The sequence below is a fragment of the Methylobacterium sp. 13MFTsu3.1M2 genome, assembly GCF_900112625.1.
In the GTDB taxonomy this organism is placed as follows: domain Bacteria; phylum Pseudomonadota; class Alphaproteobacteria; order Rhizobiales; family Beijerinckiaceae; genus Methylobacterium.
This window is the reverse complement of the sequence record NZ_FOMM01000008.1, coordinates 1-24,074: the sequence shown is the minus strand read 5'-3', so window position 1 is coordinate 24,074 and position 24,074 is coordinate 1. Positions and strand designations below refer to the sequence as shown.

The 24,074-nt window shown below is 68.3% G+C and carries 21 protein-coding genes, 1 tRNA gene and 3 riboswitches; of the genes, 21 read left to right on the top strand and 1 reads right to left on the bottom strand.

Annotated elements, in window-relative coordinates; translation table 11 throughout:
- Window positions 1–240 precede the first annotated feature (240 nt).
- The 20 genes from BM314_RS08410 (at window position 241) to BM314_RS08320 (ending at window position 22,924) form a co-directional block, all read left to right on the top strand.
- On the top strand, window positions 241–1,323 hold the full coding sequence (locus BM314_RS08410; RefSeq protein ID WP_091977836.1) for a catalase family protein: 1,083 nt from the start codon (window positions 241–243) through the stop codon (window positions 1,321–1,323).
- A 38-nt stretch (window positions 1,324–1,361) separates the two neighbouring features.
- Window positions 1,362–1,931 carry a type 1 glutamine amidotransferase domain-containing protein gene (locus BM314_RS08405; protein WP_091977835.1) on the top strand — a complete coding sequence of 190 codons (570 nt, stop codon included), beginning with the start codon at window positions 1,362–1,364 and terminating at the stop codon, window positions 1,929–1,931.
- Between the two features lie 397 nt (window positions 1,932–2,328).
- The gene (locus BM314_RS08400; protein ID WP_091977834.1) at window positions 2,329–3,237 is read left to right on the top strand and encodes a tyrosine-type recombinase/integrase; all 909 of its coding nucleotides are present in this window, start codon (window positions 2,329–2,331) and stop codon (window positions 3,235–3,237) included.
- Window positions 3,238–3,241: 4 nt separating this feature from the next.
- A complete protein-coding gene (locus BM314_RS08395) occupies window positions 3,242–4,450 on the top strand; it encodes an IS91 family transposase (RefSeq protein WP_091977833.1) in 1,209 nt (402 codons plus the stop codon).
- Window positions 4,451–4,882: 432 nt separating this feature from the next.
- A riboswitch (cobalamin riboswitch) is annotated at window positions 4,883–5,076 on the top strand.
- A gap of 181 nt (window positions 5,077–5,257) precedes the next feature.
- Window positions 5,258–7,315: a TonB-dependent siderophore receptor gene (locus BM314_RS08390; RefSeq protein ID WP_244539890.1), complete on the top strand. Its 2,058-nt coding sequence runs from the start codon at window positions 5,258–5,260 to the stop codon at window positions 7,313–7,315.
- Window positions 7,315–8,496, top strand: coding sequence for an acetyltransferase domain-containing protein (locus BM314_RS08385; RefSeq protein WP_091977832.1), 1,182 nt, complete (start codon window positions 7,315–7,317; stop codon window positions 8,494–8,496). Before BM314_RS08390 ends, BM314_RS08385 begins: the two co-directional genes overlap by 1 nt.
- A gap of 111 nt (window positions 8,497–8,607) precedes the next feature.
- A complete protein-coding gene (locus BM314_RS08380) occupies window positions 8,608–9,135 on the top strand; it encodes a P-loop nucleotide/nucleoside kinase family protein (protein ID WP_091977831.1) in 528 nt (175 codons plus the stop codon).
- 160 nt (window positions 9,136–9,295) lie between these two features.
- Window positions 9,296–9,493: riboswitch (cobalamin riboswitch) on the top strand.
- 227 nt (window positions 9,494–9,720) lie between these two features.
- Window positions 9,721–11,757, top strand: a complete 2,037-nt coding sequence (locus BM314_RS08375; protein ID WP_244539889.1) for a TonB-dependent receptor — start codon at window positions 9,721–9,723, stop codon at window positions 11,755–11,757.
- A 347-nt stretch (window positions 11,758–12,104) separates the two neighbouring features.
- Window positions 12,105–13,169, top strand: coding sequence for a HoxN/HupN/NixA family nickel/cobalt transporter (locus BM314_RS08370; RefSeq protein ID WP_091977830.1), 1,065 nt, complete (start codon window positions 12,105–12,107; stop codon window positions 13,167–13,169).
- 97 nt (window positions 13,170–13,266) lie between these two features.
- Window positions 13,267–13,476: riboswitch (cobalamin riboswitch) on the top strand.
- Window positions 13,477–13,594: 118 nt separating this feature from the next.
- Complete coding sequence (locus BM314_RS08365; RefSeq protein WP_091977829.1) at window positions 13,595–15,565, top strand: TonB-dependent receptor plug domain-containing protein; 1,971 nt, start codon at window positions 13,595–13,597, stop codon at window positions 15,563–15,565.
- 8 nt (window positions 15,566–15,573) lie between these two features.
- Window positions 15,574–16,401, top strand: coding sequence for an ABC transporter substrate-binding protein (locus tag BM314_RS08360; RefSeq protein WP_091977828.1), 828 nt, complete (start codon window positions 15,574–15,576; stop codon window positions 16,399–16,401).
- A complete protein-coding gene (locus tag BM314_RS08355; protein ID WP_091977827.1) occupies window positions 16,398–17,444 on the top strand; it encodes a FecCD family ABC transporter permease in 1,047 nt (348 codons plus the stop codon). The genes BM314_RS08360 and BM314_RS08355 overlap by 4 nt, the downstream gene beginning before the upstream one ends.
- Window positions 17,441–18,256, top strand: coding sequence for an ABC transporter ATP-binding protein (locus BM314_RS08350; RefSeq protein WP_091977826.1), 816 nt, complete (start codon window positions 17,441–17,443; stop codon window positions 18,254–18,256). The genes BM314_RS08355 and BM314_RS08350 overlap by 4 nt, the downstream gene beginning before the upstream one ends.
- The gene (locus BM314_RS08345; protein ID WP_091977825.1) at window positions 18,234–19,199 is read left to right on the top strand and encodes a DUF6925 family protein; all 966 of its coding nucleotides are present in this window, start codon (window positions 18,234–18,236) and stop codon (window positions 19,197–19,199) included. The genes BM314_RS08350 and BM314_RS08345 overlap by 23 nt, the downstream gene beginning before the upstream one ends.
- 11 nt (window positions 19,200–19,210) lie before the next feature.
- Window positions 19,211–19,741 (top strand): AAA family ATPase, encoded by a 531-nt coding sequence (locus BM314_RS08340; RefSeq protein ID WP_091977824.1) that lies wholly within the window; start codon window positions 19,211–19,213, stop codon window positions 19,739–19,741.
- Window positions 19,742–20,469: 728 nt separating this feature from the next.
- Complete coding sequence (locus tag BM314_RS08335; protein WP_244539888.1) at window positions 20,470–20,952, top strand: type 2 periplasmic-binding domain-containing protein; 483 nt, start codon at window positions 20,470–20,472, stop codon at window positions 20,950–20,952.
- A 123-nt stretch (window positions 20,953–21,075) separates the two neighbouring features.
- Complete coding sequence (locus tag BM314_RS08330) at window positions 21,076–21,597, top strand: hypothetical protein (RefSeq protein ID WP_091977823.1); 522 nt, start codon at window positions 21,076–21,078, stop codon at window positions 21,595–21,597.
- Window positions 21,598–21,672: 75 nt separating this feature from the next.
- Window positions 21,673–21,748: transfer RNA gene (locus BM314_RS08325), tRNA-Ile, on the top strand.
- A 236-nt stretch (window positions 21,749–21,984) separates the two neighbouring features.
- Window positions 21,985–22,122, top strand: coding sequence for a hypothetical protein (locus tag BM314_RS30535; protein ID WP_170868064.1), 138 nt, complete (start codon window positions 21,985–21,987; stop codon window positions 22,120–22,122).
- A 103-nt stretch (window positions 22,123–22,225) separates the two neighbouring features.
- Window positions 22,226–22,924, top strand: coding sequence for a thermonuclease family protein (locus BM314_RS08320; protein WP_091977822.1), 699 nt, complete (start codon window positions 22,226–22,228; stop codon window positions 22,922–22,924).
- 87 nt (window positions 22,925–23,011) lie between these two features.
- Here the strand turns inward: BM314_RS08320 and BM314_RS08315 are convergent, their stop codons facing one another.
- Window positions 23,012–23,269 (bottom strand): DUF6894 family protein, encoded by a 258-nt coding sequence (locus BM314_RS08315; RefSeq protein ID WP_091928764.1) that lies wholly within the window; start codon window positions 23,267–23,269, stop codon window positions 23,012–23,014.
- Window positions 23,270–23,828: 559 nt separating this feature from the next.
- On the opposite strand from BM314_RS08315, the gene BM314_RS08310 reads away from it, so the two are divergent.
- Window positions 23,829–24,074 (top strand): transposase (locus tag BM314_RS08310; RefSeq protein ID WP_139237812.1); only part of this gene is annotated, 246 nt, incomplete at its 3' end.

Here is a 24,074-nt window from a genome sequence, read left to right as displayed (position 1 = left end):
CTGTCTCCCGCTGGCGGCCAGGACAGAACACCCGCTCCCCCGGCCACGTTCCGGGTTGTGCGACATTCAATCGCCCATGAACGAGGTGTGGAACGGCAGGAGGCCGGCGCGGCTTGTCGACAGTGCGGTCTTTCTCTCCGCCCAGGCACGGCCGCGATCCGGCGGCCTTCGGACCCCGCGTCCCGATCCCAGCCTTCGTCAAACCATCCTGCAGGCGGACGACACGTCGAGGATACGCCAATGACATTCCTTCGCTACGCGCCCGACGTCGAGACGCCCGCCCCGGACGAGCAGAAGTCCATCGACGGCATCATCCAGGGGATGACGCAGCAGTCGCAGGTGGTGGAGAAGCGCGAGCACCACGCGGTACGCGCGAGCCACGCCAAGAGCTCCGCCTGCGTCGTCGGGGATCTGGTCGTTCCGGAGAACCTGCCCCCGGAACTCGCGCAGGGCCTGTTCGCCAAGCCTGGAACGTACAAGATGGCCGTGCGCTTCGCGCAGGGCCCCGGCGAGACCCTCGGTGACCGGGTGTCCACGCACCGCGGCATGTCGATCAAGGTCTTCGGAGTGCCGGGCGAGAAGCTCCCCGGGCACGACGTCGACACTCAGGACTTCGTGCTCGCCACGGGCACGACCTTCCCGTCGGGCACCGCGGCGGGCTTCCTGCGCGACGGCACGGTCATCGGGAAATCGACGGGCCTTCCGGAGGGCGTGAAGAGTGCCGTCGCGGCTACGGCGCGCAACCTCAACCGAGTACTGCACGCGTTCGGCACCGAGAGCGCCATGGCCGATTTCCTCGGCCATCCCTACAGCCACCCGCTCGCTGACAGCTACTTCAGTCAGGCCCCGATGCGGTTTGGCGACTACGTCGCCAAGCTCGGGGCGGTCCCGGCTTCGCCTGCGCAACGGGACCTCGCCGAATGGCGGCTTGATCCGCACGGGGACGAGGATGGTTTCCGCCACGCGGCGGCAGCCTTCTTCCGCGACAACGAGGTGGTCTACGACCTAAAGGCGCAGCTCTGGGCCGACGCCGAGCGCCAGCCCATTGAGGATGCCTCGGTCGATTGGCCGGTCGCGGTCAGCCCGTACCGCACGGTGGCGACGATCCGCCTGCCCCGTCAGGACGCCTACTCCCCCGAGCGGGTTCGCTACTTCGACGAGGTGATGACCTTCCGCCCCGCGCACAGCCTCGCGGCGCACCAGCCGCTGGGTTCGGTGATGCGGGCGCGTCTTCAGGTCTACCGGGCGCTCAGCGACTTCCGCCACCGGGAGAACGGCGTGACCGCCGAGAACACTGCCTCGCCCGAGAGCATCCCGGCTTGAGCCAAATCCTTCCCACATCACGCAGAGAGGAACGACCCATGTCGCTTCAGGGCAAGACCATCGCAATCCTGATCGCCCCCCGGGGAACGGAGGAGCCGGAGTTCACAAAGCCCCGCGACGCGCTGCTCGCGGCCGGCGCGACGGTAACGGTGGTCGGGCTTGAGGCGGACGAGGCCGAGACGGTCAACAACGACCTCGACCCGGCTGGAAAGTATCCGGTCGACAAGGTCATCGACGGCGTGTCCGCCTCGGACTTCGACGGTCTCGTCATCCCCGGCGGCAGCGTCGGGGCCGACAAGCTCCGGGGCAGCGAGGCCGTGGTCGGCTTCGTCCGGGACTTCTTCCAGCAGGGCAAGCCGGTCGGCGTCATCTGCCACGGGCCCTGGACGTTGGTGGAGGCCGACGTCGTGAAGGGGCGCAAGCTGACGTCGTTCCCGACCGTGAAGACCGACATCCGCAACGCGGGCGGGGAATGGGTCGACGCGGAGGTGGTGGTCGACAAGGGCCTCGTCACCAGCCGCAACCCGAAGGACCTGCCGGCGTTCTGCGCCAAGATCGTCGAGGAGTTCGCGGAAGGGCGTCATCCGGACCAAGCCCGCAGCGCCTGAAGCCGTCTCACGTCGGCTTCGGCATAGGCGAGCCCCGGCGTTCAAAGCCGGTCGACCTAACATCGCTTTTCCAGACCAGCAGCCGTTCGGTGCTGATGCACGCACCGGACGGCTGCTTTATGGAGCTCTGCTTCCTCACAGCAATGACTGGATTGGATCGTTAGGAGGCCGTCCGCTTTTCCGGCAAACCTCTTCCAAAGCAGCCATTCCGCTTACGGCCAGTTCCAGCCGCGTGAGCGGGCGCCCTCGAACGACTGGGTTGGGTGGTTGAACGAACCCGCTCGCGCGGGAGGGGTGGCAGCGTCGACGTCGGCGGGTTGAGCCGAAGGCCCTGCGCCGATTGAGCGTCGCCCGGCCCGGGCGGACGATCCCGGCTCCCTTCGAGCGGAGCCATCCCATGACCGTCCTTGCCGTTCCCGCCGCTGCCGGCGGCTCGCTGCGTCAGCGCCTGATCGACGACATGACCCTGCGCCGGTTCTCCCGGGCGACGCAGCGCAACTACATCCGCGACGTCGGGCGGCTGGCCGCCTTCCTGCGGCGATCGCCCGATACCGCGACCGGTGACGACCTGCGCCGCTTCCAGATCGCCCAGCAGGAACTCGGCCTCGGCGTGCCGACGATGAACGCCATCGTCTCCGCCCTGCGCTTCTTCTTCGTCCACACGCTCAGCCGCCCTGATCTCGCCCGCAGGCTGGTCCGCCTCAACCATCCCCGCACCCTGCCCGACGTGCTGAGCGCCGACGAGGTCGGGCGTCTGCTCGATGCCACGGTCTGCCTGAAGCATCTCGCCGCCCTGTCGCTCGCCTACGGCGCGGGCCTGCGCGTGGCCGAGGTCGCCGCGCTCAGGATCGGCGGTATCGACTCGACCCGCATGATCCTGCGGATCGAACGCGGCAAGGGCGGCCGCGACCGCAATGCCATGCTGTCGGCCGATCTCCTGGACCTGCTGCGGCGCTGGTGGAGCGAGGGCCACCGGCAGGGTGTCCTGCAGCGCCAGGGCTGGCTGTTCCCCGGCCAGGACTGGGCACGGCCGATCAGCACACGCCAGCTTCACCGCGTCGTCGTCGAGGCGGCGCGCGCGGCCGGGATCCCCAAGCGGGTCGGTCCCCATACCCTGCGCCACTCCTTCGCCACCCATCTCCTGGAGGACGGCGTCGACATCCGCGTCATCCAGGTCCTGCTCGGGCACAGCCGGCTCGACACCACCGCCCTCTACGCCAAGGTCGCAACCCGGACGGTGCGGGCCGTGACCAGCCCCCTCGACAGGCTCGCCCTGTTCCATAGACAGGGGGCAGCGCCGGACTGAGACGATGCCCGCCGCGATCGAGTTGGCCGACGTCTTCCGCGCCGCCGGTCCGGCCTATCGCGCCGAGCAGGCCGGGCATCTGAGCCTGGATACGCTGAAGGTGATGGCGGCGATCGAGCGCTGCCGCACCGCCAGCCTCGGCGGCCATGTCGAGGGCTGCGACGCATGCGGCCACCTGCGCGTCGCCTACAACTCCTGTCGCAACCGGCATTGCCCCCGGTGCCAGGGCGCGGCCGCCCGCGACTGGCTCGCCGCGCGCGAGGCCGACCTCCTGCCGGTCGGCTACTTCCACGTCGTCTTCACCCTGCCGGCCGAGATCGCCGCCATCGCCTTCCACAACAAGGCCGCCGTCTACGACCTGCTGTTCCGGGCGGCGAGCACCACCATGATGCGGATCGCCGCCGACCCAAGGCACCTCGGGGCCCGCGTCGGGCTGACCGCCGTGCTCCACACCTGGGGCTCGGCCATGACCCACCATCCCCATGTCCACATGATCGTCCCCGGCGGCGGCCTCTCCCCGGACGGGACCCGCTGGATCGCCGCGCGCGCCGGCTTCCTCCTGCCGGTGCGGGTGCTGGGCCTGCTGTTCCGCCGCCTGTTCCTCGAACGGCTCGCCGCGCTCCACGCGGCCGGGGCGCTCGCCTTCTTCGGCCCCCTGGCCCCACTCTCGGATCCCAGGGCCTTCGCCCGCGCGCTCGCCCCGGTGCGCCGGAAGCGCTGGGTGGTCTACGCCAAGCCGCCCTTTGCCGGACCGAAGGCCGTGCTCGCCTATCTGGCGCGCTACACCCACCGCGTCGCCATCTCCAGCCGCCGCATCCTCGCCTTCGACGGGGCGAGCGTCAGCTTCCGCGTCAAGGACTACCGGCGCGACGAGGCCGGGCGGCCGCGGGTCATGACCCTGTCGGCCGCGGAGTTCATCCGACGCTTCCTGCTCCATGTCCTGCCGCGCGGCTTCCACCGCATCCGGCACTACGGCTTTCTCACGGGCTCGAACCGGACGGCAGGCCTGGACCGCATCCGCGCGGTCCTCGGCGTCGCGGCCCCGCCGCGGCCCAGCGCCGACGCACCCGATCCGCAAGACAGCCCCGGCCAGGCCCGGCCACCTTGCCCCTGCTGCGGCGGTCCCATGACGATCGTCGGGTCCTTCGCGGGCTGGCATCAGCCCCGTGGGCCGCCGTTCCGCTCCACGTCGCACCGGGCAGGTTCGCCATGACCCGGCATGACCTGACGCCGCCAACCACCCGAGGAACCGCGCCTCGGGGCATGCCTCACCCTGTGCCGAACCTCAGGATGAACCGTGCCCCCGCGATCGCCGAACCCCGGTTCGCTTCGCCAAGCGCTGAGGCCTTGCCAATCCGGGGACTTCCAAGCACGCCACTGGCGAGGTTTGCCCGCCGTCGCTCCGCCGCTGGGGGCGACGCCCAGCCCAAATCCCCATAGGCCCGCCCGCCATCCCGCGGGTTCGTTCATCCAAGACTTTCGTACGCCTCGCGGCGACCGAAACTCTTCAGGTTTCCGGCCAGTCAGCTTTGGAGCGTCAAACTTGAATAGCGGACGTTCGACACTCGCTAAAATGGCCAAGCTAGACAGCCGGCGTGACGGCAGAGCTATTTGGACGCCGTCGTTGACTCACGGGTTCGTGAGGCTGTAGCTGGGCCGTGACGGTTCCCTTCGGGGATCAAAAGAGAACGCGGTGAGGGTGACAGCCCGATGCCGTGGCTGCCCCCGCAACTGTAAGCGGCGAGCCCTTCACCACCATGTCACTGGGTCACCCCGGGAAGACGGTGCGAGGGCGATGACCCGCGAGCCAGGAGACCTGCCGTCAGCCGTGGTCACACGCGAAACGCGTCGGGCGGGGTGTCCTGGCGGGTGTCGAAGCGCTGCCTCGTGAGGCGGTGGCCCAGGCCTCGTTCGCGGTGACGTGCCACTGCCGTCCCGAGGTCCCAGGCCCGTGTCCCGTCCCGCTCCGCAATGGCGGCTTCGCGCATCCGTCGCATCGCTCGCGCTCGTCTCCCTTGGGTTGGCCCCAGCGACCGCCCAGGGCCTACGAGCTGACCCGGCTCCGGCCTCGGTCGTACTCGACCCGCTCTCGGTCGAGGGCAGCTACACCGCCGCCCCCACCTACCAGGTCAAGGACCTCTACAGCGGCACCAAGACGGTGACGCCGCGGCTCTCGCTGCCCCAGCAGGTTGACGTCGTGCCCCAGGAGGTCCTCCGGGACACCGCCGCCACCCGGGTCGAACGAGCGCTCGACTACGTCCCGGGCGTCAACAAGCAGAATGATTTCGGCGCCCAGAACCTCGCGCTCTACTCGGTGCGCGGCTTCGCTACCCAAGACATCTTCTTCAACGGCTTCAACATCGCCCGCGGCTACAACGGCGCGCCGGACACACAGAACGTGCAGTCCATCGAGGTGCTCAAAGGTCCGAGCGGGGCACTCTATGGACGCAGCGACCCGGGCGGCACCGTCAACATCCTGACCAAGCAGCCCGTAGCGCTGCCCTTCGTCGAGATGGGTACGCTCGTCGGGAGCTTCGGCACGGCGCGCACCACCGTCGATGCCGGCGGGCCGCTGAACGAGGAAGGCACCGTCCTCTACCGCTTCAACGGCGCCCTCGCTCGGCAGGACAGCTTCCGCGATTTCGTCGACGGCGACCGCGTCCTGGCCGCGCCCGTGGTAAGCTGGCTGATCAGCCCGGACACCAAGCTCACCGTCGAGGCGCAGTACCTGCGCAACCGCCAGACCTTCGACCGTGGCACCGTCGCGGTGAACAACCGCCTCGGCCTCGTCCCGCGCTCCCGCTTCTTCGGCGAGCCGGGCGACGATTCCGTGTCGGAGGCCGGGATCCTGCAGATCCGCCTCGATCATGCCTTCAACGCCGATTGGCAGCTGCGGGTCGCCGGACACTTCAATACCGGCAGCCTGACCGGCCTGCAGACCGGCGCGACCGGCCTCCTCGACGACGGCCGCACCCTGTTGCGCGAGTTCCGTCGGCACGACTTCACCTGGGGCGTGGCCATCGGGCAGGCCGAGCTCGTCGGGCACTTCGACACCGGGCCGTTCGCCCACACCGTGCTGCTTGGCCTTGAGCACGAGCGCTACAACAGCACCGAGAACCTGCTGCGCTCGACGCCGCGGATCGACCCCTTCGCCATCGACCTGTTCAACCCGGTCTACGGCCAGCCCAAGCCGCCCTTCACGCGGCGCTACAGCGCGAGCGAGAACGTCGGGAATACCGCCGTCTACGCGCAGGATCAGATCGCGCTAAGCCCGGAGTGGAAGCTCCTCCTCGGCAACCGGACCGACTTCTACAACCAGACCTTCCGCGACAAGGTCGGCAACGAGCGCACGGAGCAGGATCGGACCGGCTTCTCGCCGCGTGCGGGCCTCGTCTACCAGCCGCTGTCCTTCCTCTCGTTCTACGGCAACGTGGCGGCCTCGTTCCGCCCCAACACCGGCTTCGACATCGCGACCCGTCCCTTCGCCCCGGAGACCGGCTTCGGCTACGAGGCGGGCGTCAAGCTCGACCTCTTCACCGGCCTGAGCGTGACCGGCGCGGCCTTCCACATCGAGAAGGAGAACGTCCTCACGACGGACCCGCGGGACTTCTTCTTCCAGATCGCCGCCGGGGCCGTGCGCAGCCAAGGCTTCGACCTGAGCTTCGTCGGACAGGTGACGCCCGAGTTCCGGGTGATCGGCGGCTACGCCTTCATCGACGCCGCCGTGACCCGCGACGAGGTCCTGCGGGTTGGCTCGCCGCTCCTCAACATCCCGCGCCACTCGGGCAGCCTGCTCGGCGTCTACGAGGTCCAGGCCGGCGACTGGAAGGGTTTTGGGTTCGGGGGCGGCGTCCGGGCCGTCGGCTCGCGTCTCGGGGACAGCGGCAACGAGCGGTTCCGGCTCCCGGGCTACGTGCTCACCGATGCCCTGGCCTACTACCGCTACGAGAACCTGCGCTTCGGGCTGAACGTCGATAACATCTTCGACGAGACCTACTACGAGCGCTCCTACAACGCCTTCTGGGTCGGCGTCGGCGAGCCCCGGCGGGTGACCGTGAGCATGACGGCGCGGTTCTGATGGGCGTGCATCCGGGCATTCTGGAGGCGACGGCAGAGGAATCGGCCAGGACCGGACGCATCGCCTCCATCGACGCCCTGCGCGGGCTGGTGATGGTGCTGATGCTCCTCGACCACCTGCGCGAGACCTGGTTCCTGCACGTGCCCGTCGCCGACCCGATGGATGCCAGGACCGCCATGCCGGCCCTGTATCTCGCCCGCCTCGCGGTCAGCCTGTGCGCGCCCATCTTCGTCGTGCTGACGGGGGTGGCCGCGTACCTGTTCAGCACCCGGCACACCCTGGCGGAAACCAGCGCCTACCTCGTGAAGCGCGGCCTCGTCCTGATGGCGTTGGAGGTCTTCTACCTCTCGGAGCTCTACTGGGGCGTCGCTAGCCCGACGCTGTGGCTTCAGGTGATCTGGTGCATCGGCGTGTGCATGATCGTCCTGGCGGCGATGATCGGCCTGCCGCGGTCGGTTCTCATCGCTGTCGGAATGCTGCTCGTTTGCGGGCACAATCTCCTCGATCCGATCCAACTCCGGCCCGATGACCCCTTCTTCGCCGTCTGGGCCATGCTGCACCAGCGCGACGTCATCGCGCTCCCATTCGGTCTGGTGGCCAAGACGACCTACCCCGTGCTCCCCTGGATCGGGGTCATCGCGCTCGGCTACGCCATCGGCCCGTGGTTCTTGCCCGGCGTCGCCCCACGGACGCGCGAGCGCCGTTTCGCCGCCGTCGGCGTCACAATGCTGGTCGCCTTCGCGGTGCTGCGTCTGGCGAACGGCTACGGGGACAAACCCTGGTTCGTCGTCGACGACAGCGCCCTGCGAAAGGCGATGAGCTTCTTCGCGCTGACGAAGTACCCGTCCTCGCTGCTGTTCCTGCTCCTCACGCTCGGGATCGGGGCGCTATTGCTCGTCGCCCTGGAACGCATGGGCGACCGCCCGGTGGTCGCAGCGGTTGCGGTGTTCGGCGGCGCGCCGCTCTTCTTCTACCTGCTTCACCTGACGGTTCTGCGGCTGCTCTACCACGGTGCTCTCGCGCTCTGGGGCCCGACGCAGGGTACCGTGTTCGCTGTTTCAGACTACGCATGGGTTCTGGTGTGGTACGCTGGGCTGATCGCGCCCCTCTACTACCCGACCGCCTGGTTCTCTCGCCTCAAGGCGTCGCGACGTGACATCGCCTGGCTCAAGTACCTCTAGGGTCAGACCCATTCGTCCGGTTATGGGACCGTCTGCTGGCGACCCCAGTTGGTCGTTCACGATCGATGCTGCCGTCCCTATAAGCAGACGCAGCAGAGCGCTGGAGGCCGCATGCTCGTCGTCCTCGGCGGACTGCCCGGCGCGGGCAAGACGACCCTCGGGAAGGCCCTCGCGGTCAAGCGTTCCGCCGCCTACGTTCGCGTGGACGAGATCGAGCATGCGCTGACCCGCCGCGCGAAGCTCGGCCCCGACATCGGCGCGGCGGGCTACATCGTGGCCTTCGCCGTCGCGGCGTCGAACCTCAGGCTCGGCAATCTCGTGATCGCCGACAGCGTCAACCCGGTCCCGGAGAGCCGAGAGGGTTGGCGGGACGTGGCGCACAGGGAAGCCGTGCGCCTCATCGAGATCGAGGTCATCTGTAGCGACGAGGCGGAGCATCGACGCCGCGTCGAGACCAGGACCGCGGACATAGTCGGGTTCAAGCTTCCCTCATGGTCGTCGGTCATGGGACGCGATTACGTGCCGTGGAGCTCGCTCAGGCTGGTGGTGGATACGGCGCTTCTCGCGCCGGACGAGGCGGTCGCCGTGGTCGAAGCAGAGATTGACGCGATGTCCGGAAGAGCGTCGCTGACCTCCTGAGCGGACAGCCCGCTTTCCACCCATCTTTGACGATCATGCAGGCTCTGGCCGATGACCGCAGAGGGCATGCCTGCGTCGCCGTTCCGACACACACTCGGGATGAAGGTCGTCACTCAAACGTAAATCGGCGGTTGAGCCTTGACGGTCGGCAGAGCCCGAATGCTAAGCTTCGCTCGACGGTTCCCCTTGGGGATCAAAAGGGAACGTGGTGGGGGCTCACCCCGAAGCCACGGCTGCCCCCGCAACTGTAGGCGGCGAGCCCAGCACCACCGCGTCACTGGATGAGTGTCATCCGGGAAGACGGTGCGATGGCGACGACCCGCGAGCCAGGAGACCTGCCGTCAGTCGTGGTCACACGCGAAACGCGTCGGGCGGGGTGTCCTGACGGGTGTCAAAGCGCTGGACTTCGGTCAGGCGCGGCGACGTCATTCGCGGTGACGTGCCACTGCCGCCGTCGAGGCTTCCGTGTCCCGTCGTTCTCTTCGCGCCCTGCTCGCGCTTTCAGGTTGCAGCCTCGCCGTGCTGTCGACCGCATCCCATGCCCAGGATCGTCCTGCCCAGGCCGCTTCGACCTCGGAGACGACATTGGAGGAGATCTCGGTCACCTCGGAAACGGTAGCCGCGAAGCCGCAAACCGCACCTGCCGCCAGCGCCGGATATGTCGGCGGTGTCACCGGCATCGGTGGCTCGTTACTAAGCGTAGACTCGGCCAGCGCCGGGATCCTGACCGGGGCGCAGGTCAACAACCGGCCCGTCACACGCCCCGGCGAGGTGCTGGAGGCCGTCCCGGGGCTCATCGTCACGCAGCACTCGGGCGAGGGCAAAGCCAACCAGTTCTTCCTGCGCGGCTTCAACCTCGACCACGGCACCGACATCGCCCTGTTCCTGGACGGCATGCCGCTCAACATGCGCACCCATGCCCACGGGCAGGGCTACGCCGACATCAACTTTCTCATACCCGAACTCGTCGGCGCAGTGGAGTTCCACAAGGGCCCGTACTTCGTCCGCGACGGCGACTTCGCCTCCGCCGGCTCGGTGCGCATCGACTACCTCGACAGCATGCCGAAGAACCTCGCGCTGACCTCCATCGGCTCGTTCGGCTACAAGCGCGCCCTGTCCATCGCCTCGGTGCCGCTCGCCGAGGGCAACCTCCTGGTCGCCGCCGACGCGCAGGTCTACGACGGGCCGTGGGTCGTGCCCGACAAGCTCCGCAAGATCAGCACAGTCGCCCGCTACAGCCAGGGTACCGCGCTCGACGGCTTCTCCGTCACCGGCATGGCCTACGCGTCCCGCTGGACGGCCACCAACCAGATCCCGGAGCGGGCGGTTTCCGAGGGGCTGATCGGCCGCTACGGCACGATCAACCCGACCGATGGTGGCGACACCTCACGGTTCTCCCTGTCGGGACGGTTCAGCGCGACGGACGACACCGGCGTGACGCGGGCCTCGGCCTACGTCATTCGCTCCCAGCTCAACCTGTTCAACGACTTCACCTATTTCCTGAACGACCCCGTCAACGGCGACCAATTCCACCAGCTCGACCAGCGCATCATCGGCGGCGGTGAGGCCCTGCACATCTTCCAGGGCGACCTCTTCGGCCTGCCCATGGAAAACGAGATCGGCGTTCAGACCCGCACGGACTCGATCCGGGTCGGCCTGTTCAACACGACGAACCGGCAGTTTCGCTCTGGCGTGCTCGACGACCGGGTGCTGGAGACGAGCGGGGCCTTCTACTTCGACAACCGGGTGCGCTGGACCGACTGGCTGCGCACCAGCCTCGGCTTCCGGGCCGATGGCTACTACGCGAGCGTCGTCTCGGACACGCCTGCCAATTCCGGGAAGGCGCGGGATGCCATCGTCAACCCGAAGCTCTGCCTCGTCCTGGGCCCGTGGTTCGACACCGAACTCTACGTGAACTACGGCGGCGGCTTCCACTCGAACGACGTGCGCGGCGTGACCGCCACCGTCGATCCAACGAGCTCGCTGTTCAACACAACCCGCTCGCCCTTCCTCGTCCCGTCAACCGGCTACGAGATCGGCCTGCGCAACCGCTCCATCGCAGGGCTCACGACGAGCCTCGCCTTGTTCCGGCTCGATTTCGCGTCGGAGAACCTGTTCCAGGGCGACACCGGCACCACGGAGCCCAGCCGCCCGACCCGGCGGTTCGGCGTAGAGTGGACAAACCGCTACGCGGTCACCCCTTGGCTGTCGCTGGAGGGCGACCTCACAATCACCAATGCCCGCTTCTCGGACTACGACCCGGTGGGCAACCGGGTCCCGGAAGCTCCCACCACCATCGCCTCTGCGGGCATCACGTTCGGCGAGCCGCTCGGCTGGTTCGGGTCGCTCCGCTTCCGCTACTTCGGTCCGCGCCCGCTGATCGAGGACAACTCCATCCGCTCCCGCCCCACCGCGCTCTTCAACGGACGGATCGGGTACGCCTTCGAGAACGGCGTCAGCGTCTCCCTGGACGTGCTGAACCTGACGAACAGCAAGTCCGACCAAATCACCTACGCATACGTCTCGCGCTTACCCGGCGAGCCGGCCGAGGGGCTGATCGACCGCGTGTTCCATCCCGTCGAGCCCACGGCGGTGCGCCTCACCATCGCCGGGCGGTTCTGATGCCGAAAGTCTAAGGCGCTGGCGCCTTCACGAACGTCCAGATCTTGAGCGAGCGCATCAGCCGAGTTCATGACGCGTACGCCAGTGCAACTCGCGTTCGACTTGCTCCCGAATGTCAGGGCGAAGCGCACCGCAGGCCATTTTTCGTTGCAGGCTTTCGTTGGTGTGCCCGGCAAAAGGGCGCTCGTTCGACCATCGTTGACGGACCGCGTCCAAGGCAGAATTCGTCGGCATCATCTGGTGCGAGCAAGGGGAGCCTCGGTGGCGACCTTTTGAAGGCCCCTTCCATTGTCGGCAAGTCGCGCCTGTGGCTGAGGGACGATGATGCGGTCATCTGAAGCGAAGTGATGGTCGGTACCATTCGCAATCGAGAAGCGAGGCCTCGCTCGATTAGAAGCAGGGTCGCGCTGCTTTACCTCGTCCTGATCGCGGCCAACGTCGCCGCCTGGTCCTGGGCCTACAGCCTGTTCGCAGGCCAGCCGGCCCTGCTCTCGACCGCGTTGCTGGCCTACGTCTTCGGGCTGCGCCACGCGGTCGATCCCGACCACATCGCCGCCATCGACAACGTCACGCGCAAGCTGATGCAGGCGGGCCAGCGGCCGGTCTCGGTCGGCTTCTGGTTCGCCCTCGGCCATTCCACCGTCGTGGTGGTGGCCGCGGCTGCGGTGGCGCTGGCCGCCACCAGCCTGATCACGGCCTCGGAAGGCTACCGGGAGCTAGGCGGCCTGATCGGCACAGGCGTTTCGGCCGCCTTCCTGATCCTCATCGGCCTCGTCAATCTCGTCGTCCTCGCGGGGGTCTGGCGCGCGTTCCGGCAGGTGCGGCGCACCGGCCGCTACGTCGAGGCCGACCTCGACATGCTGCTCGCCAACCAGGGCGTGCTCGCCCGGATACTGCGGCCGCTCTTCCGCCTCGTGACGCGCTCCTGGCACATGTACCCGCTGGGCCTGCTCTTCGCGCTCGGCTTCGACACCGCCACGGAGGTGAGCCTGTTCGGACTCTCGGCCGCCCAGGCGAGCCAGGGTATGGATCTCTGGACGATCCTTGTCTTCCCGGCGCTGTTCACCGCTGGGATGACGTTGGTCGACGCGACCGACGGCGTGCTGATGCTCGGCGCCTACAGCTGGGCCTATGTCCAGCCCATGCGCAAGCTGTTCTACAACCTCACCATCACCCTCGTGTCGGTGGCTGTCGCGCTGGTGGTCGGCACGCTGGAGGCGCTGAACCTCCTGGCGGACAAGCTCAACCTCCAGGGCTGGTTCTGGCAACGGGTAGCCGCGATCAACGACCATTTCGGTGTGCTTGGCTTCGGCATCGTCGGCCTGTTCGCGGCGGCTTGGCTCCTGTCGTTCCTCGTCTACCGCCTCGGTGGGTTCGACCGTATCGACGTAAGACCTGCAGATGCTCCCTGACCACCCACGGGCACCTGTCAGGACAACGACCGACCCGTCCAGGATGCCACACATCTGAACAACGTGTTTCCGCGCGTTGACGAATAGATACATCGCATCCTAGCTTGAGCATGACGGTTCCCCTCGGGGATCAAAAGGGAACGCGGTGAGGCCACGCCCGTGAGGGCTCGGCCGATGCCGCGGCTGCCCCCGCAACTGTAAGCGGCGAGTCCTTCATCACGACGTCACTGGGCGGCCTCGCCCGGGAAGACGATGAGAGGGCGACGACCCGCGAGCCAGGAGACCTGCCGTCAGCCGTGGTCACACGCGGAGCTTGCCGGGCGGGGTGTCCTGGGAGGTGTCGCGGCGCCGTGGTTCCCTTGAGGAAGCGGCCGCCGAGGCCTCGTTCGCGGTGACGTGCCACAGCCGTCCCCCGAGGCCGTCCCGTGTCCTGTTCCGTCTCCTCCGCGCTCCGGCGCACGCTGGCGCTGTCCTGCGCCGCGTCCGCGCTGCTCGTGTCCGTTCCCGCCTTCGCGCAGCAGGTCGCTGCGCCGTTCGCCGATGCCCAGGGAGGCGCACAGGCCGCGGTCTCCCTGTCCGAGATCTCGGTCTCGGCCACCGGCGTGCCGACGCCGATTGCCAACACGGGATCGAGTGTCACCGTGCTCACCGACCGCCTGCTTCAGGAGCAGCAGCGCCGGACGGTGCCGGATGCCCTCCAGCAGGTGCCCGGCCTCAACGTCGTGCAGACCGGCGGCGCGGGCGGTCAGACCTCGGTGTTCATCCGCGGCACCAACTCGAACCACGTGAAGGTCCAGATCGACGGCATCGACGTCAACGACCCCTCTACCCCGAACCGTGCCTTCGACTTCAGCCAGTTGCAGACCTACGACCTCTCGCGGATCGAGGTGCTCCGCGGGCCCCAGAGCGGCCTCTACGGAGCCGACGCCATCGGCGGCGTGGTCTCCGTCGTGACCAAGCGCGGCGAGGGTCCGGCCCGGGCGACGGCGACCGTCGAGGGCGGCTCGTTCGGCACGTTCAACCAGTTCGGCAACATCTCGGGTTCGGAGGGGATCTTCGACTACTCGGTGTCGGTCGGCCACATCCGGCAATCCGCCGTCCAGGTCACCCCGTTCGAGCTGCTGCCCCGCGGCGTGCCGCTGCGGACCGCTTTCACCGACATCAAGACGGTCTCGACCAAGCTTGGGGCGCAACTCACCGACGAGTTCCGGCTCAACTACGTCCTTCGCTTCTCCGACAGCGCCTATCTCGACCAGGCCGACGGAGGCTTCCCGTACGTGCCGCTGCCGTACCGAAACCTCAACGACCAGCAGCAGCTGATCATGAGGGGCGAGGCCGAGTGGACGCCGGTGCCGGGCTTCCACAACGTCCTCGGGGCGAATTATTCGAAGTTTGATCGCCTGTTCGCCGGCCCGCTGGATCCCCTCGCGGCGCCGACGCCGACGACCTACCTCGGCGAGCGGACCCGGTTCGACTACCGCGGTGACTGGCAGGTCTCTCCCGGCAACCTCGTCCTTTTCGGGGCCCAGCGCGAGGACGAGCGCTTCGAGACGACCGGCATCGACCGGTCCAACGGCAACACCGCCGGCTTCGCCGAGTTTCAGACCACCCCCTTCGCGGGTGCCTCGCTTGTCGCCAACATCCGCCACGACGCGAACGATCAGTTCGGCGGCGCGAGCACCTACCGGGTGGCGCCGAGCTATATCGTGCCCGGCACCGGGACCCGCCTGAAGGGCAGCGTCGGCACCGGTTTCAAGCCGCCGACCCTAAGCCAGCTCTACCAGGACTACCCGGGCTTCCGCTTCTTCGGGAACCCGAACCTGCGGCCGGAGGAGAGCTTCGGCTTCGACGGGGGCTTCGAACAGCCGCTGTTCGACGGGTTCATGACGGTGGGGGCGACCTACTACGAGACCGACTTCAAGAACCTCATCCAGACGACGTTCCTCCCGACCTTCTCCACCAACGTGAACGTCGGCCGGGCGACCGCCTACGGCACCGAGAGCTTCGTCGCCCTGCGCTTCAACGAGTTCTGGAGCGGGCGCCTGGACTGGACCACCACGGTGACGAAGGACGAGATCGCCCACCAGGAACTGCTGCGCCGGCCACGCAATAAGGTCAGTGCGACCGCGATCTGGAACCTGATGCCGGGCCTGACCATGACCGGCACGCTCATCGTGTTGGGGTCGTTCGTGGACGGCAACCGGGACTTCTCCGTGCCGCGCCTGAGAGCTCCCGGCTTCACGCTGGTGAACCTGTCGGTCAACTACGCCTGGAGCGAGACGCTCACGGTGTTCGGGCGGATCGATAACCTGTTCGACCAGCGCTACCAAAACCCGACCGGCTTCCAGGGTCCGGGGCTCGCCGTCTATGGCGGTGTCCGCGTGACGTCGTTTTGAGGTCGTCGATGCCGTTGCGCCTCGCCCTCGTGGCCATCCTGTCCGCCGTGCCTTTGGTCGCGGCGGCGGCACCCGTGCGTGTGGTCTCGATGAACCTCTGTGCCGACGAACTCGTCCTGCTGCTGGCCGACCGCGATCAAGTGCTGGCGGTCACCTACCTCGCCCGAGATCCGCGCGGGTCGACCGTCGCGAGCGAGGCGGTCGGGCTGCCGGTGACCCGGGGGCTCACCGAGGAGGTCGTCGCGTTGAAGCCCGACCTGGTCATCGCCGGTGCCTTCACGACGCGCACGACGGTGGGCATGCTCAAACGCGTCGGCGCCCCCGTGCTCGAACTCGGCGTGCCGACCGACCTGGACGGCGTCCGCGCCCAGATCCGGCAGGTCGCGGCGGCGCTCGGTCATCCCGAACGGGGCGAGGCGATGGTGGCGGCGCTCGATGCGCGTCTTGCCGCCATCGTGCCGGCCAAGCAGCCTCTTCGCGCCCTGGTAATGCGTCCGAACGCCTTCACGGTCGCGCCCGGCGGGCTCGGGGACGCGCTGATCCGCGCCGCCGGCCTCGTCAACGTCTGGGCCGAGATCGGGCGTGACCGCTTCGGGCAGGTGCCCCTCGAAGCGGCGGCGCTGGCGAACCCGGACCTGATCGTCGTCGACGGGGGCGAGCCGGGCTGGCCTTCTTTGGCCGACACCCTCCTGCACCATCCCGTGTTCCAGGCCCTCGCACGAGCGCATCGGACGGTCGACATCCCGAATCGCTTCTGGACCTGTCCGGGGCCGCAGGTCGCGGAGGTCGTTGCGCGGCTCGCCGAGGCTGCGAATGCACGGGCGCCCGGACCATGAACGCCCCCATCACCGCGCTCAGCCCCGTGGCATCCCGGCGCCTCGGCACGCCGCGGGGCCGGCGCGCCGTCATCGCTATCCTCGGCATCGCCGTCGTCGCGCTGACGCTCGCCTCAATCGCCATCGGCTACGCGCCCTTCGACGTGCCCACCGCCTTCGCAGACCTCGTCGCCGGGCGCACGACGCTGCCGGCCCTGGTCCTCTGGGAGCTTCGTATTCCGCGGGCTCTGCTGGGAGCCCTGGTCGGCTTCAGCCTCGGCCTGACCGGCGCGGCCATGCAGGGCTACCTGCGCAACCCGCTCGCGGACCCGGGCATCCTCGGCATCTCTTCGGCGGCGGCGCTGGGCGCGGTCATCGTGTTCTACGGCGGTTTCGCCGCCACCATGAGCCTTGCCCTGCCGCTAGGCGGCATCGCGGGCGCCGGCGTCGCCGCGCTCCTCCTGAACGCTCTCGCCGCCCGCGGCAGCAGCACCCTCGGGCTGATACTCGCGGGGGTTGGCCTGTCGAGCCTGGCCGGGGCTTTGACCGCCCTGGCGTTGAACCTGTCGCCGAACCCCTACGCGGCGCTGGAAATCGTGTTCTGGCTGATGGGCTCGCTCAGCGACCGCAGCCTCGACCACGTGCTCCTCTGCCTGCCGCTGATGGCTGTCGGCTGGGCCCTGATGCTGTCGACCAGTTCCGCCCTCGACGCCCTGACGCTCGGCGTGGACACCGCCACGAGCCTCGGGGTAGGCCTGGTCTCCGTGCGCCTGCGTCTCGTCACCGGTGCGGCCTTGGCCGTCGGCAGCGGGGTCGCGGTGTCCGGAGCCATCGGTTTCGTCGGCCTCGTCGTGCCGCACCTGATGCGGCCGCTGGTCGGGTCTCGCCCCGGCGCCTGCCTGCTGCCGAGCGGCCTCGCGGGAGCGGTCCTGGTCCTTGCGGCGGATATCGGCGTGCGCCTGCTCGCCACCCGGCCGGAACTCAAGCTCGGCGTCGTGACGGCGCTGGTCGGGGCGCCATTCCTGATCGTGCTGCTCCTGCGCAGCCGTGGGAGGCGGGCATGAGCCTTGACCTTCACGACGCGCTGGTGACGCTGGGTGGCCGGACCATCCTCTCGGACATCGGTCTCACCCTGGAGCCCGGCCGCTTCGTCGGGCTGGTCGGCCCGAACGGAGCCGGCAAGACCACGCTCCTTCGTGCCTTGGCGGGGCTCATTGTCCCGACGCAGGGTCAGGTCACCCTCGACGGCCGTCCGTTGTCCGGCTTGGCCCGCGAGCAGCGTGCCCGCCGCATCGCCGCCCTGTTCCAGGGTGCGGGGGTCGGCTGGCCGATGACGGTTCGCGAGATCGTGGCGCTCGGCCGGCTTCCGCACCGCCGGGCCTTCGCATCTCCCACCGAAGTCGACGATGCCGCGGTCGCGCGGGCGATGGCGCGCACCGACATCCTCCACCTCGCAGCCCGAGCCGAGCCGACCCTTTCCTCGGGCGAGCGCATGCGGGCGCTGCTCGCCCGGGCGCTCGCGGTCGAGGCGCCGTGGCTTCTCGTCGACGAGCCGGTCACGGCCCTCGACCCAGCGCACCAACTCGACGCGATGGCGCTTCTGAGGAGCGTCTCCCGGGACGGCACCGGCGTCGTCGCCGTGCTGCATGACCTGACGCTCGCGGCTAGGTTCTGCGACCGCATCGTCGTGCTGGCCGGTGGCCGCCTCGTCGCGGACGGAACCCCGGAGGAGGCCCTTACCGACGTCCTTCTGACCGAGGCGTTCGGCGTCACGGCCGAGCGGGGCTGGGCTTCGGACGGAACACGATACATTCTGCCCTGGGCGCGGTCCGGGGCTCAGACGGAGGAACGCGATGACGTCACCACCACGGGCTGACGCGGTCACGACCCTGCTGCGGGAAGCACTGGCTGATCCCGGCACCGCCTGGAGCCTCGGCAGCTTCGGGGCCATCGCCGAGTTCATGCGCGATCCCGAGGAGGCTACGTCGCCGCTGCCGGACGGGCGAATGGGCCTGGCGACGGAGCGGGGCGCCATAGCGCTCGCTCCCGGTCCCGACCTGCGCCCGGTGGCCTACGAGACCGCCGTCGCGACCGGCTGGAACCACGCCGTCGCCCTGTGCCTGCCTGAGGCGAGCTGCGCGATGAACCGGCGCGGCGCGGTGACGGAGCTCGGCCCGGACCGGGACGCCGCCCGCGAACGGGACCGCGACGCCATCCTGTTCGATCTGGGCCTCGGCCTCCTGGCGGTCGATGCCTGCGTGCGCACGAGCGACCCGGAGGCCATCGCCTGCCTTCGGTCCGGCGTCGGGCTTCCCCTGTTTGACCCTGCGAGCCCCATCGGCCGCCAACTCGTCGCGCTGAGCCCCCACAGGGTGTTCCTCGCCCGGATCGGCCGCATCGAGGTCTACGCCCCGATCCCGGGGCCCGGGGGTACCAGCCCGGAGGGCCCTCACACTCATGTCCTGCCAAAGCTCCTGCGCGGAGGCCGTACGCACGCGGCGACCACGCCGATCCCGGCGGGCTGGGTCCCCTGTGCCGGCATCCATCCGGCTCACCCCTACAAGGACATGATGGGTCAGCGCATCGCCTTCGATGTCGCCCGGCACGACGCCTTCCAGACCCTCCTCGACCGGTGGGGTGATCCTGACTTGCTCGCGGCCAAGCGCGGCGATGACCTCGGCCCAGACAGCCTCGTCTCGAACCGCCACGCGCAGGCTGCCCGCCGTGTCTCCGAGGTCCAGGCGCGCTACCTGCGCGGCGAGACCGTCGAGGCCGACCCCGAACTCGACGAGGACGAGGACGCCGCCAACCATGCCTGACCCAGCGCTCCATGGACGTTGAGGCACCCCCGCGCCGACAGAGGGTGGTGGGGCTGATCGGGTGCCCCGGCGCGGGCAAGACGACCTACGCGCGCCGGTACGACCCGCTGCAGGGCTGGGTGCACCTCACCCTGGACGACCTGCGTCAGACATTCTGGCCGCCGGACCGTCAGGTCTACTGGCAGGTGCGCCGGACGGACTGGGACGAGAGGGCGCGTCAATTGCTCCACGGCGTGAAGGTCGCTGCCCTGGATACGGCCCTGGCGGCGGAGTTCAGCGTTGTGATGGCCGACACCCACCTGACCCGCGAGGTCTTCGAGGCCGAGCTTGAGGTCGTCGAGCGATACGGTCTCTCGGTCGAGTGGAAGGTGTTCGACCTTTCCTGGGAGACGCTCCTCGCCCGCAACGAGGCCCGCGGCGGGGTCGACCCGTCACATCGTCAGCCGGAGACCGTCCTGCGGTTGGCCTACGAAGCCTTTCAGGCACCCGACGCGTGGTGGCGCTCGCTCCCAAAGGCTCAAGTCGAGCTCATCAAGCCTTGAAACGTGCCTACCGTTTGAGCTGCAAATCGGCCATTGCGCCTTCGCAAAGGTGTCTTCTTTGCCATCTGCCTCTGGAATACCGTCGGGCCCTGCTAGGCGGTGACCAAAGGCGCATCGCCCTTCTGGTAGCATCGAAACATGTGTCTGCTTTCGGGATCTGGGCAGCCGTGCATGAGTGACTGCGTTGGGCGCCTTGCGGAACGTCCGGTTTGTGAAGTTGCGTTGCGGCTTGGAGAGGGTCCACCGCTGATAGCAGCGTGACGGGCAGCAGCAGAGCCTCAAAAATTATCGTGCCACCTCAATGACATAAGTGTTCGTATTTTTGTTCAGACTGGCGCGCGAATCTTCTCAATGACTCAGGGGGCTAAGCCCTGCAGTTGAGAGATTGCTGCGGAAGCACTGCAGAAGCGAACGGCTCGAAATGCTCGTTCAGCCCCTCCTCTCCGCGGCTGCCGTTTCCGCCAGCATGACGCTTTCCAGCCACACTCAGGACGCGGCCACGACGGCCGAACTCGCCCCGACCGGCGCTCCGGGTCGGTCTCGTCGAGGCGCCGTTCGCTAGCCTGATCTTCGTCTGCCGTGCTGCCGATGGAGAGCTCAATGGTGTGACTGCCGATCTGAGCGCGGATCTCGCCCGCCAGGTCGGCCTGCCGCTGGCCGTCGCACTGTTCCCGAATTCCGTTGCCGCGGCGGCCGCCCTCTAGGCCGCGGCGATCGATGTCAGCTTCATGCCGGTCGACGCGACCCGCCGGCAGGTAATCGATTTCGGTCCCGGCTACTACGATCTGGAGAGCACATATTTGGTCAGCGCCGGGGCGGGCATCACTAACGTGGCGCAGGTGGACAGGCCGGGCCTCCGGGTCCTGGCGATCGACGGCACCACGACGTTGCGCGCCTCCGCCCGCACGCTGACGCACACGCAGCCGGTTGCCGTCCCGTCCGTGGCCGAGGCGGTCGCGCGCATGCGCGCCGGTCAGGCGGACGCCTTCGCCCTCTCGCGCGACACGCTGCGGCCGGTGGTCCCGCAGGTCCCTGGCTCCCGGATCGTCGCGGGCGGCTTCCAGCAGACGCAAGTCGCCGTCGCCATTCCGAAGGGCCGACCTGCCGCCCTCGCCCGCGTCACGGCGTGGCTCGATGGGGCGAAGCGCACCGGCGTCGTCCGGCGGATCTTCGATGCCCGCGGCTTCCGCGACGACGCGGTCGCGCGCTAGGAGGCATGAAACACTCCTGCCAAGGCTGCGTTCGGTATCGCGCGGATCCAGTGGGGGGCGATGATACGTTTTTCGACTGCGCCCCAAGGCGCTGGCCCCGAGAACAAGGAAGACGATTCGCCGATGGCAAATGACGACACTCTCGCGAAGGCGCTTGCCAACGTGAGGCAGCAGCGCGCGACCCTTGAGGCTGATTTTGAACGGGTCGGCGCCGAGCTGACGAAACTCCGCCTTGCCGAGCGGTCGCTCGCATCGATCGTGGAGGGCACGCCGCTGGACGAGCCTGCCGACGATTTGCCGACACACCGTCGCGCTCCGGCTGGCGAGGATCGGCCTCGTGGTAGCCGTGGCCCCCGGGGACCGCGCGCCAACTCGGCCAAGGGGCGGCTGAAGGCGCTCCTTGAGGAGGCTGGCTCTGAAGGCTTGACGCACGCCGAGCTCAGCGAGCGCCTCACGGACGTGGCCGCCAACACCCTGAACACGTACCTCAGTGTGATGGCCAACAGCGGCGAGTTGGAGCGGGACGGCGACAGATACCGTACCGGCGCTCCGGCGCCTGGTGAGCCGAACGACGCTTCTGACGATGAGGACGCTCCCGCCGAGGATGATCGGGATGGTGGCGAAAAGGCTGAGGCAGCCGAGTAAGCTCGCCTGACCCGACGTCGCTGCGCTGGTGCAGCAGGTTGCTCCTACACAGCGGCTAGGGATATTCGAGCCCAGGGGCATGTAGCTCAACGGTTAGAGCCGACCGCTCATAACGGTTTGGTTGTAGGTTCGAGGCCTGCCGGGCCCACCATCTCGGAGCAGCCGGCGTCTAGAGCCCGCTGGCGTCATCTTTATCGACGAGAGCGGCGAGGGGCCGGTTGTGCGGCTACGCAAGCGGCAGGCGAGGTGACTCTGACCGTGAGCCAGCTGCTCGCTGAACCGAAAGGGCACCGCGGCGAAACGGTCATCGTCCGTGGGATCCGGTGCGTCGATCCAGGGCCTGGCGGGTTCATCTGCGAGGCTGCGGTGGGCGGTCGGCAGCTGTGAGTGGACGCTTCCGGGCTCGGCGGGACAACGGCAGCGATTGCCGAGAAGCTGATCGGCCCGTGCAACGGGCTCGCGGCGCTGGCCAAGCCGACCTGCACCTTCGACGTGACGTTCGTTCCGACCGGCTCGGGCTTCTAGGACGGCGTGACGATCATCAACACGCCCGAGATCGATATGAGCGCTCCGCGGCGTCGGTGAAGCCTCTGGTTGCCGGCGCCGGCAGCGCCTGTATCCTGGCGAGATGCGCACAGCCCTCGGCGTCCTCCTGCTACTCGCCGGCCGAGCCCTGGCCGCCGAGCCGATCGTGGGCCGCGCCTCGGTCACGGACGGCGACACGGTCGTGATCCGTGGGACCCGGATCCGCCTGCACGGCATCGACGCACCGGAGAGCGCGCAGCTCTGCCAGGACGCCGCCGGCAAGTCCTATCGCTGCGGGCAGGTCGCGGCGCTCGCTTTGGCTGACCGGATCGGCGAGGCGAACGTCTCGTGCGAACCGCGTGACACTGACCGGTACGGCCGCACCGTCGCCGTGTGCCGAAAGGGCGAGGAGGACCTGAACGCCTGGATGGTCAACCAGGGCTACGCCACAGCCTACCAGCGCTACTCGCGCGACTACGTCGGGGCCGAGACCACCGCGAGGGCGCTGAAGCGCGGGCTCTGGGCCGGCACCTTCGATCCGCCGTCGGACTGGAGGCGCGCCAAGCGCGCCAGCGGCATCGAGACCCGGCCGGAGATGGAGAAGCATCCGGAACCTGCTCCGGCGCCCACACAGACCGCTTGCGCGATCAAGGGCAACATCTCTCGCAAGGGCGACAAGATCTACCACCTGCCCGGAAGCCGTGACTACGACCGGACCGTCATCACGACGGGCTCTGGCGAGCGCATGTTCTGCAGCGAGGACGAGGCGAAGGCTGCCGGCTGGCGTGCGGAGCGGGGTTGATCCAGTGAGAGTCGGCCCCGCCCCAAGCTGCTCACCGGGCGGGGAGGCGTCCGAGCTCGCCACCAAGTGAACCACGGCGGTACTCTCTCACTGGGTCGCCTTAGGCTCGGCGCGCCGTTGGGCATCCGCATTGGGAACCAACACAGTCGCGATCGAGAGACCGCCAATGTCGCGAATGGATATGATGGCGCGCTGGCTCCCGCCTCGGCGAGTGATTTCGCCGATGACGACCTCAAGCACGTACTGAGCGTGCGCGATAGCCGCGTTCACATCCGGCGCCTCCCGTCCCTCCCCATCCCAATCAGACAGACTGCCGGCGTGGATATCGAAGAAATACCGGCTCATTGTGCCTCCTGAGCATAGGCGAGGCCGAACCGGCGCGACTGTGCATCGTGTGCAATGCGCTGCAGCGCGATTGGTTACAGCGTCAAAAATGGCCGAAAGAGACTGGTGCGGAGAGCAGTCAACGCCAAAATGATCGATGCAACAAAAGCTTGCGCCCGTTGACAAGGCGGCCTGAGGCTTAGGGCAATTCGATGTATTGTGCCGAGAGATTAATCGGATCGTATAAGCGTCGTGTTCGGCGGGAAGCCTGTCGTGATGACATATGGGAGTCCTGAAGGCTAAGCCGCCTTCGCTCAGTGCCGCCGGTGGTTTTGCACGCTCGGCCCTACCAAATTTGCAAAGGGGAAGCGGCAGTTGATCTCACCAGAGTGTGATCTGAGCGCCCTAGTGATCCGTGAGGTCGATGCTGGCCCGCGCCCGCATCACGAGCAAGCCATCTTCGTCGTAAGCTCGGGCGGTACACTCGGTCGCCCCGTCGACCGTAAGCGATGTTCCGGCCCCATCTTTTGTGGAGCAACCTGACCGGGCAGTTTGACGATCCGCACGAGAGGATCGTTTTGTGTCTGGACTTGACCGCAGACTTGAGCCGGAGGGGACGGTCCGGCGTTTCGAGGTGATCGACGGCGCGGTCGGCCGCAGGCGCTGGAGCGCCGACGACCGGGCGCGGATCCTGGAGGAGACGTTCGTTCCGGGCGCGGTGGTGTCGGTGGTGGCCCGCCGCCACGGGTTGACCCCGCAGCAGCTGTTCACGTGGCGGCGCGAGGCGCGCCAGACCGCGGCGCTGCCGGCTTTCGTGCCGGCGGTG

Excerpts from the sequence above, each read along its gene's own strand:
- BM314_RS08320 (WP_091977822.1), top strand. The coding sequence starts at position 22,226 with ATGCGCACAGCCCTCGGCGTCCTCCTGCTACTCGCCGGCCGAGCCCTG.
- BM314_RS08350 (WP_091977826.1), top strand. The coding sequence starts at position 17,441 with ATGAGCCTTGACCTTCACGACGCGCTGGTGACGCTGGGTGGCCGGACC.
- BM314_RS08340 (WP_091977824.1), top strand. The coding sequence starts at position 19,211 with ATGGACGTTGAGGCACCCCCGCGCCGACAGAGGGTGGTGGGGCTGATC.
- BM314_RS08385 (WP_091977832.1), top strand. The coding sequence starts at position 7,315 with ATGGGCGTGCATCCGGGCATTCTGGAGGCGACGGCAGAGGAATCGGCC.
- BM314_RS08355 (WP_091977827.1), top strand. The coding sequence starts at position 16,398 with ATGAACGCCCCCATCACCGCGCTCAGCCCCGTGGCATCCCGGCGCCTC.
- BM314_RS08315 (WP_091928764.1), bottom strand. The coding sequence starts at position 23,269 with ATGAGCCGGTATTTCTTCGATATCCACGCCGGCAGTCTGTCTGATTGG.
- BM314_RS08400 (WP_091977834.1), top strand. The coding sequence starts at position 2,329 with ATGACCGTCCTTGCCGTTCCCGCCGCTGCCGGCGGCTCGCTGCGTCAG.
- BM314_RS08345 (WP_091977825.1), top strand. The coding sequence starts at position 18,234 with ATGACGTCACCACCACGGGCTGACGCGGTCACGACCCTGCTGCGGGAA.
- BM314_RS08380 (WP_091977831.1), top strand. The coding sequence starts at position 8,608 with ATGCTCGTCGTCCTCGGCGGACTGCCCGGCGCGGGCAAGACGACCCTC.
- BM314_RS08370 (WP_091977830.1), top strand. The coding sequence starts at position 12,105 with ATGGTCGGTACCATTCGCAATCGAGAAGCGAGGCCTCGCTCGATTAGA.
- BM314_RS08410 (WP_091977836.1), top strand. The coding sequence starts at position 241 with ATGACATTCCTTCGCTACGCGCCCGACGTCGAGACGCCCGCCCCGGAC.
- BM314_RS08405 (WP_091977835.1), top strand. The coding sequence starts at position 1,362 with ATGTCGCTTCAGGGCAAGACCATCGCAATCCTGATCGCCCCCCGGGGA.
- BM314_RS08360 (WP_091977828.1), top strand. The coding sequence starts at position 15,574 with ATGCCGTTGCGCCTCGCCCTCGTGGCCATCCTGTCCGCCGTGCCTTTG.
- BM314_RS08395 (WP_091977833.1), top strand. The coding sequence starts at position 3,242 with ATGCCCGCCGCGATCGAGTTGGCCGACGTCTTCCGCGCCGCCGGTCCG.
- BM314_RS08335 (WP_244539888.1), top strand. The coding sequence starts at position 20,470 with ATGCCGGTCGACGCGACCCGCCGGCAGGTAATCGATTTCGGTCCCGGC.
- BM314_RS08330 (WP_091977823.1), top strand. The coding sequence starts at position 21,076 with ATGGCAAATGACGACACTCTCGCGAAGGCGCTTGCCAACGTGAGGCAG.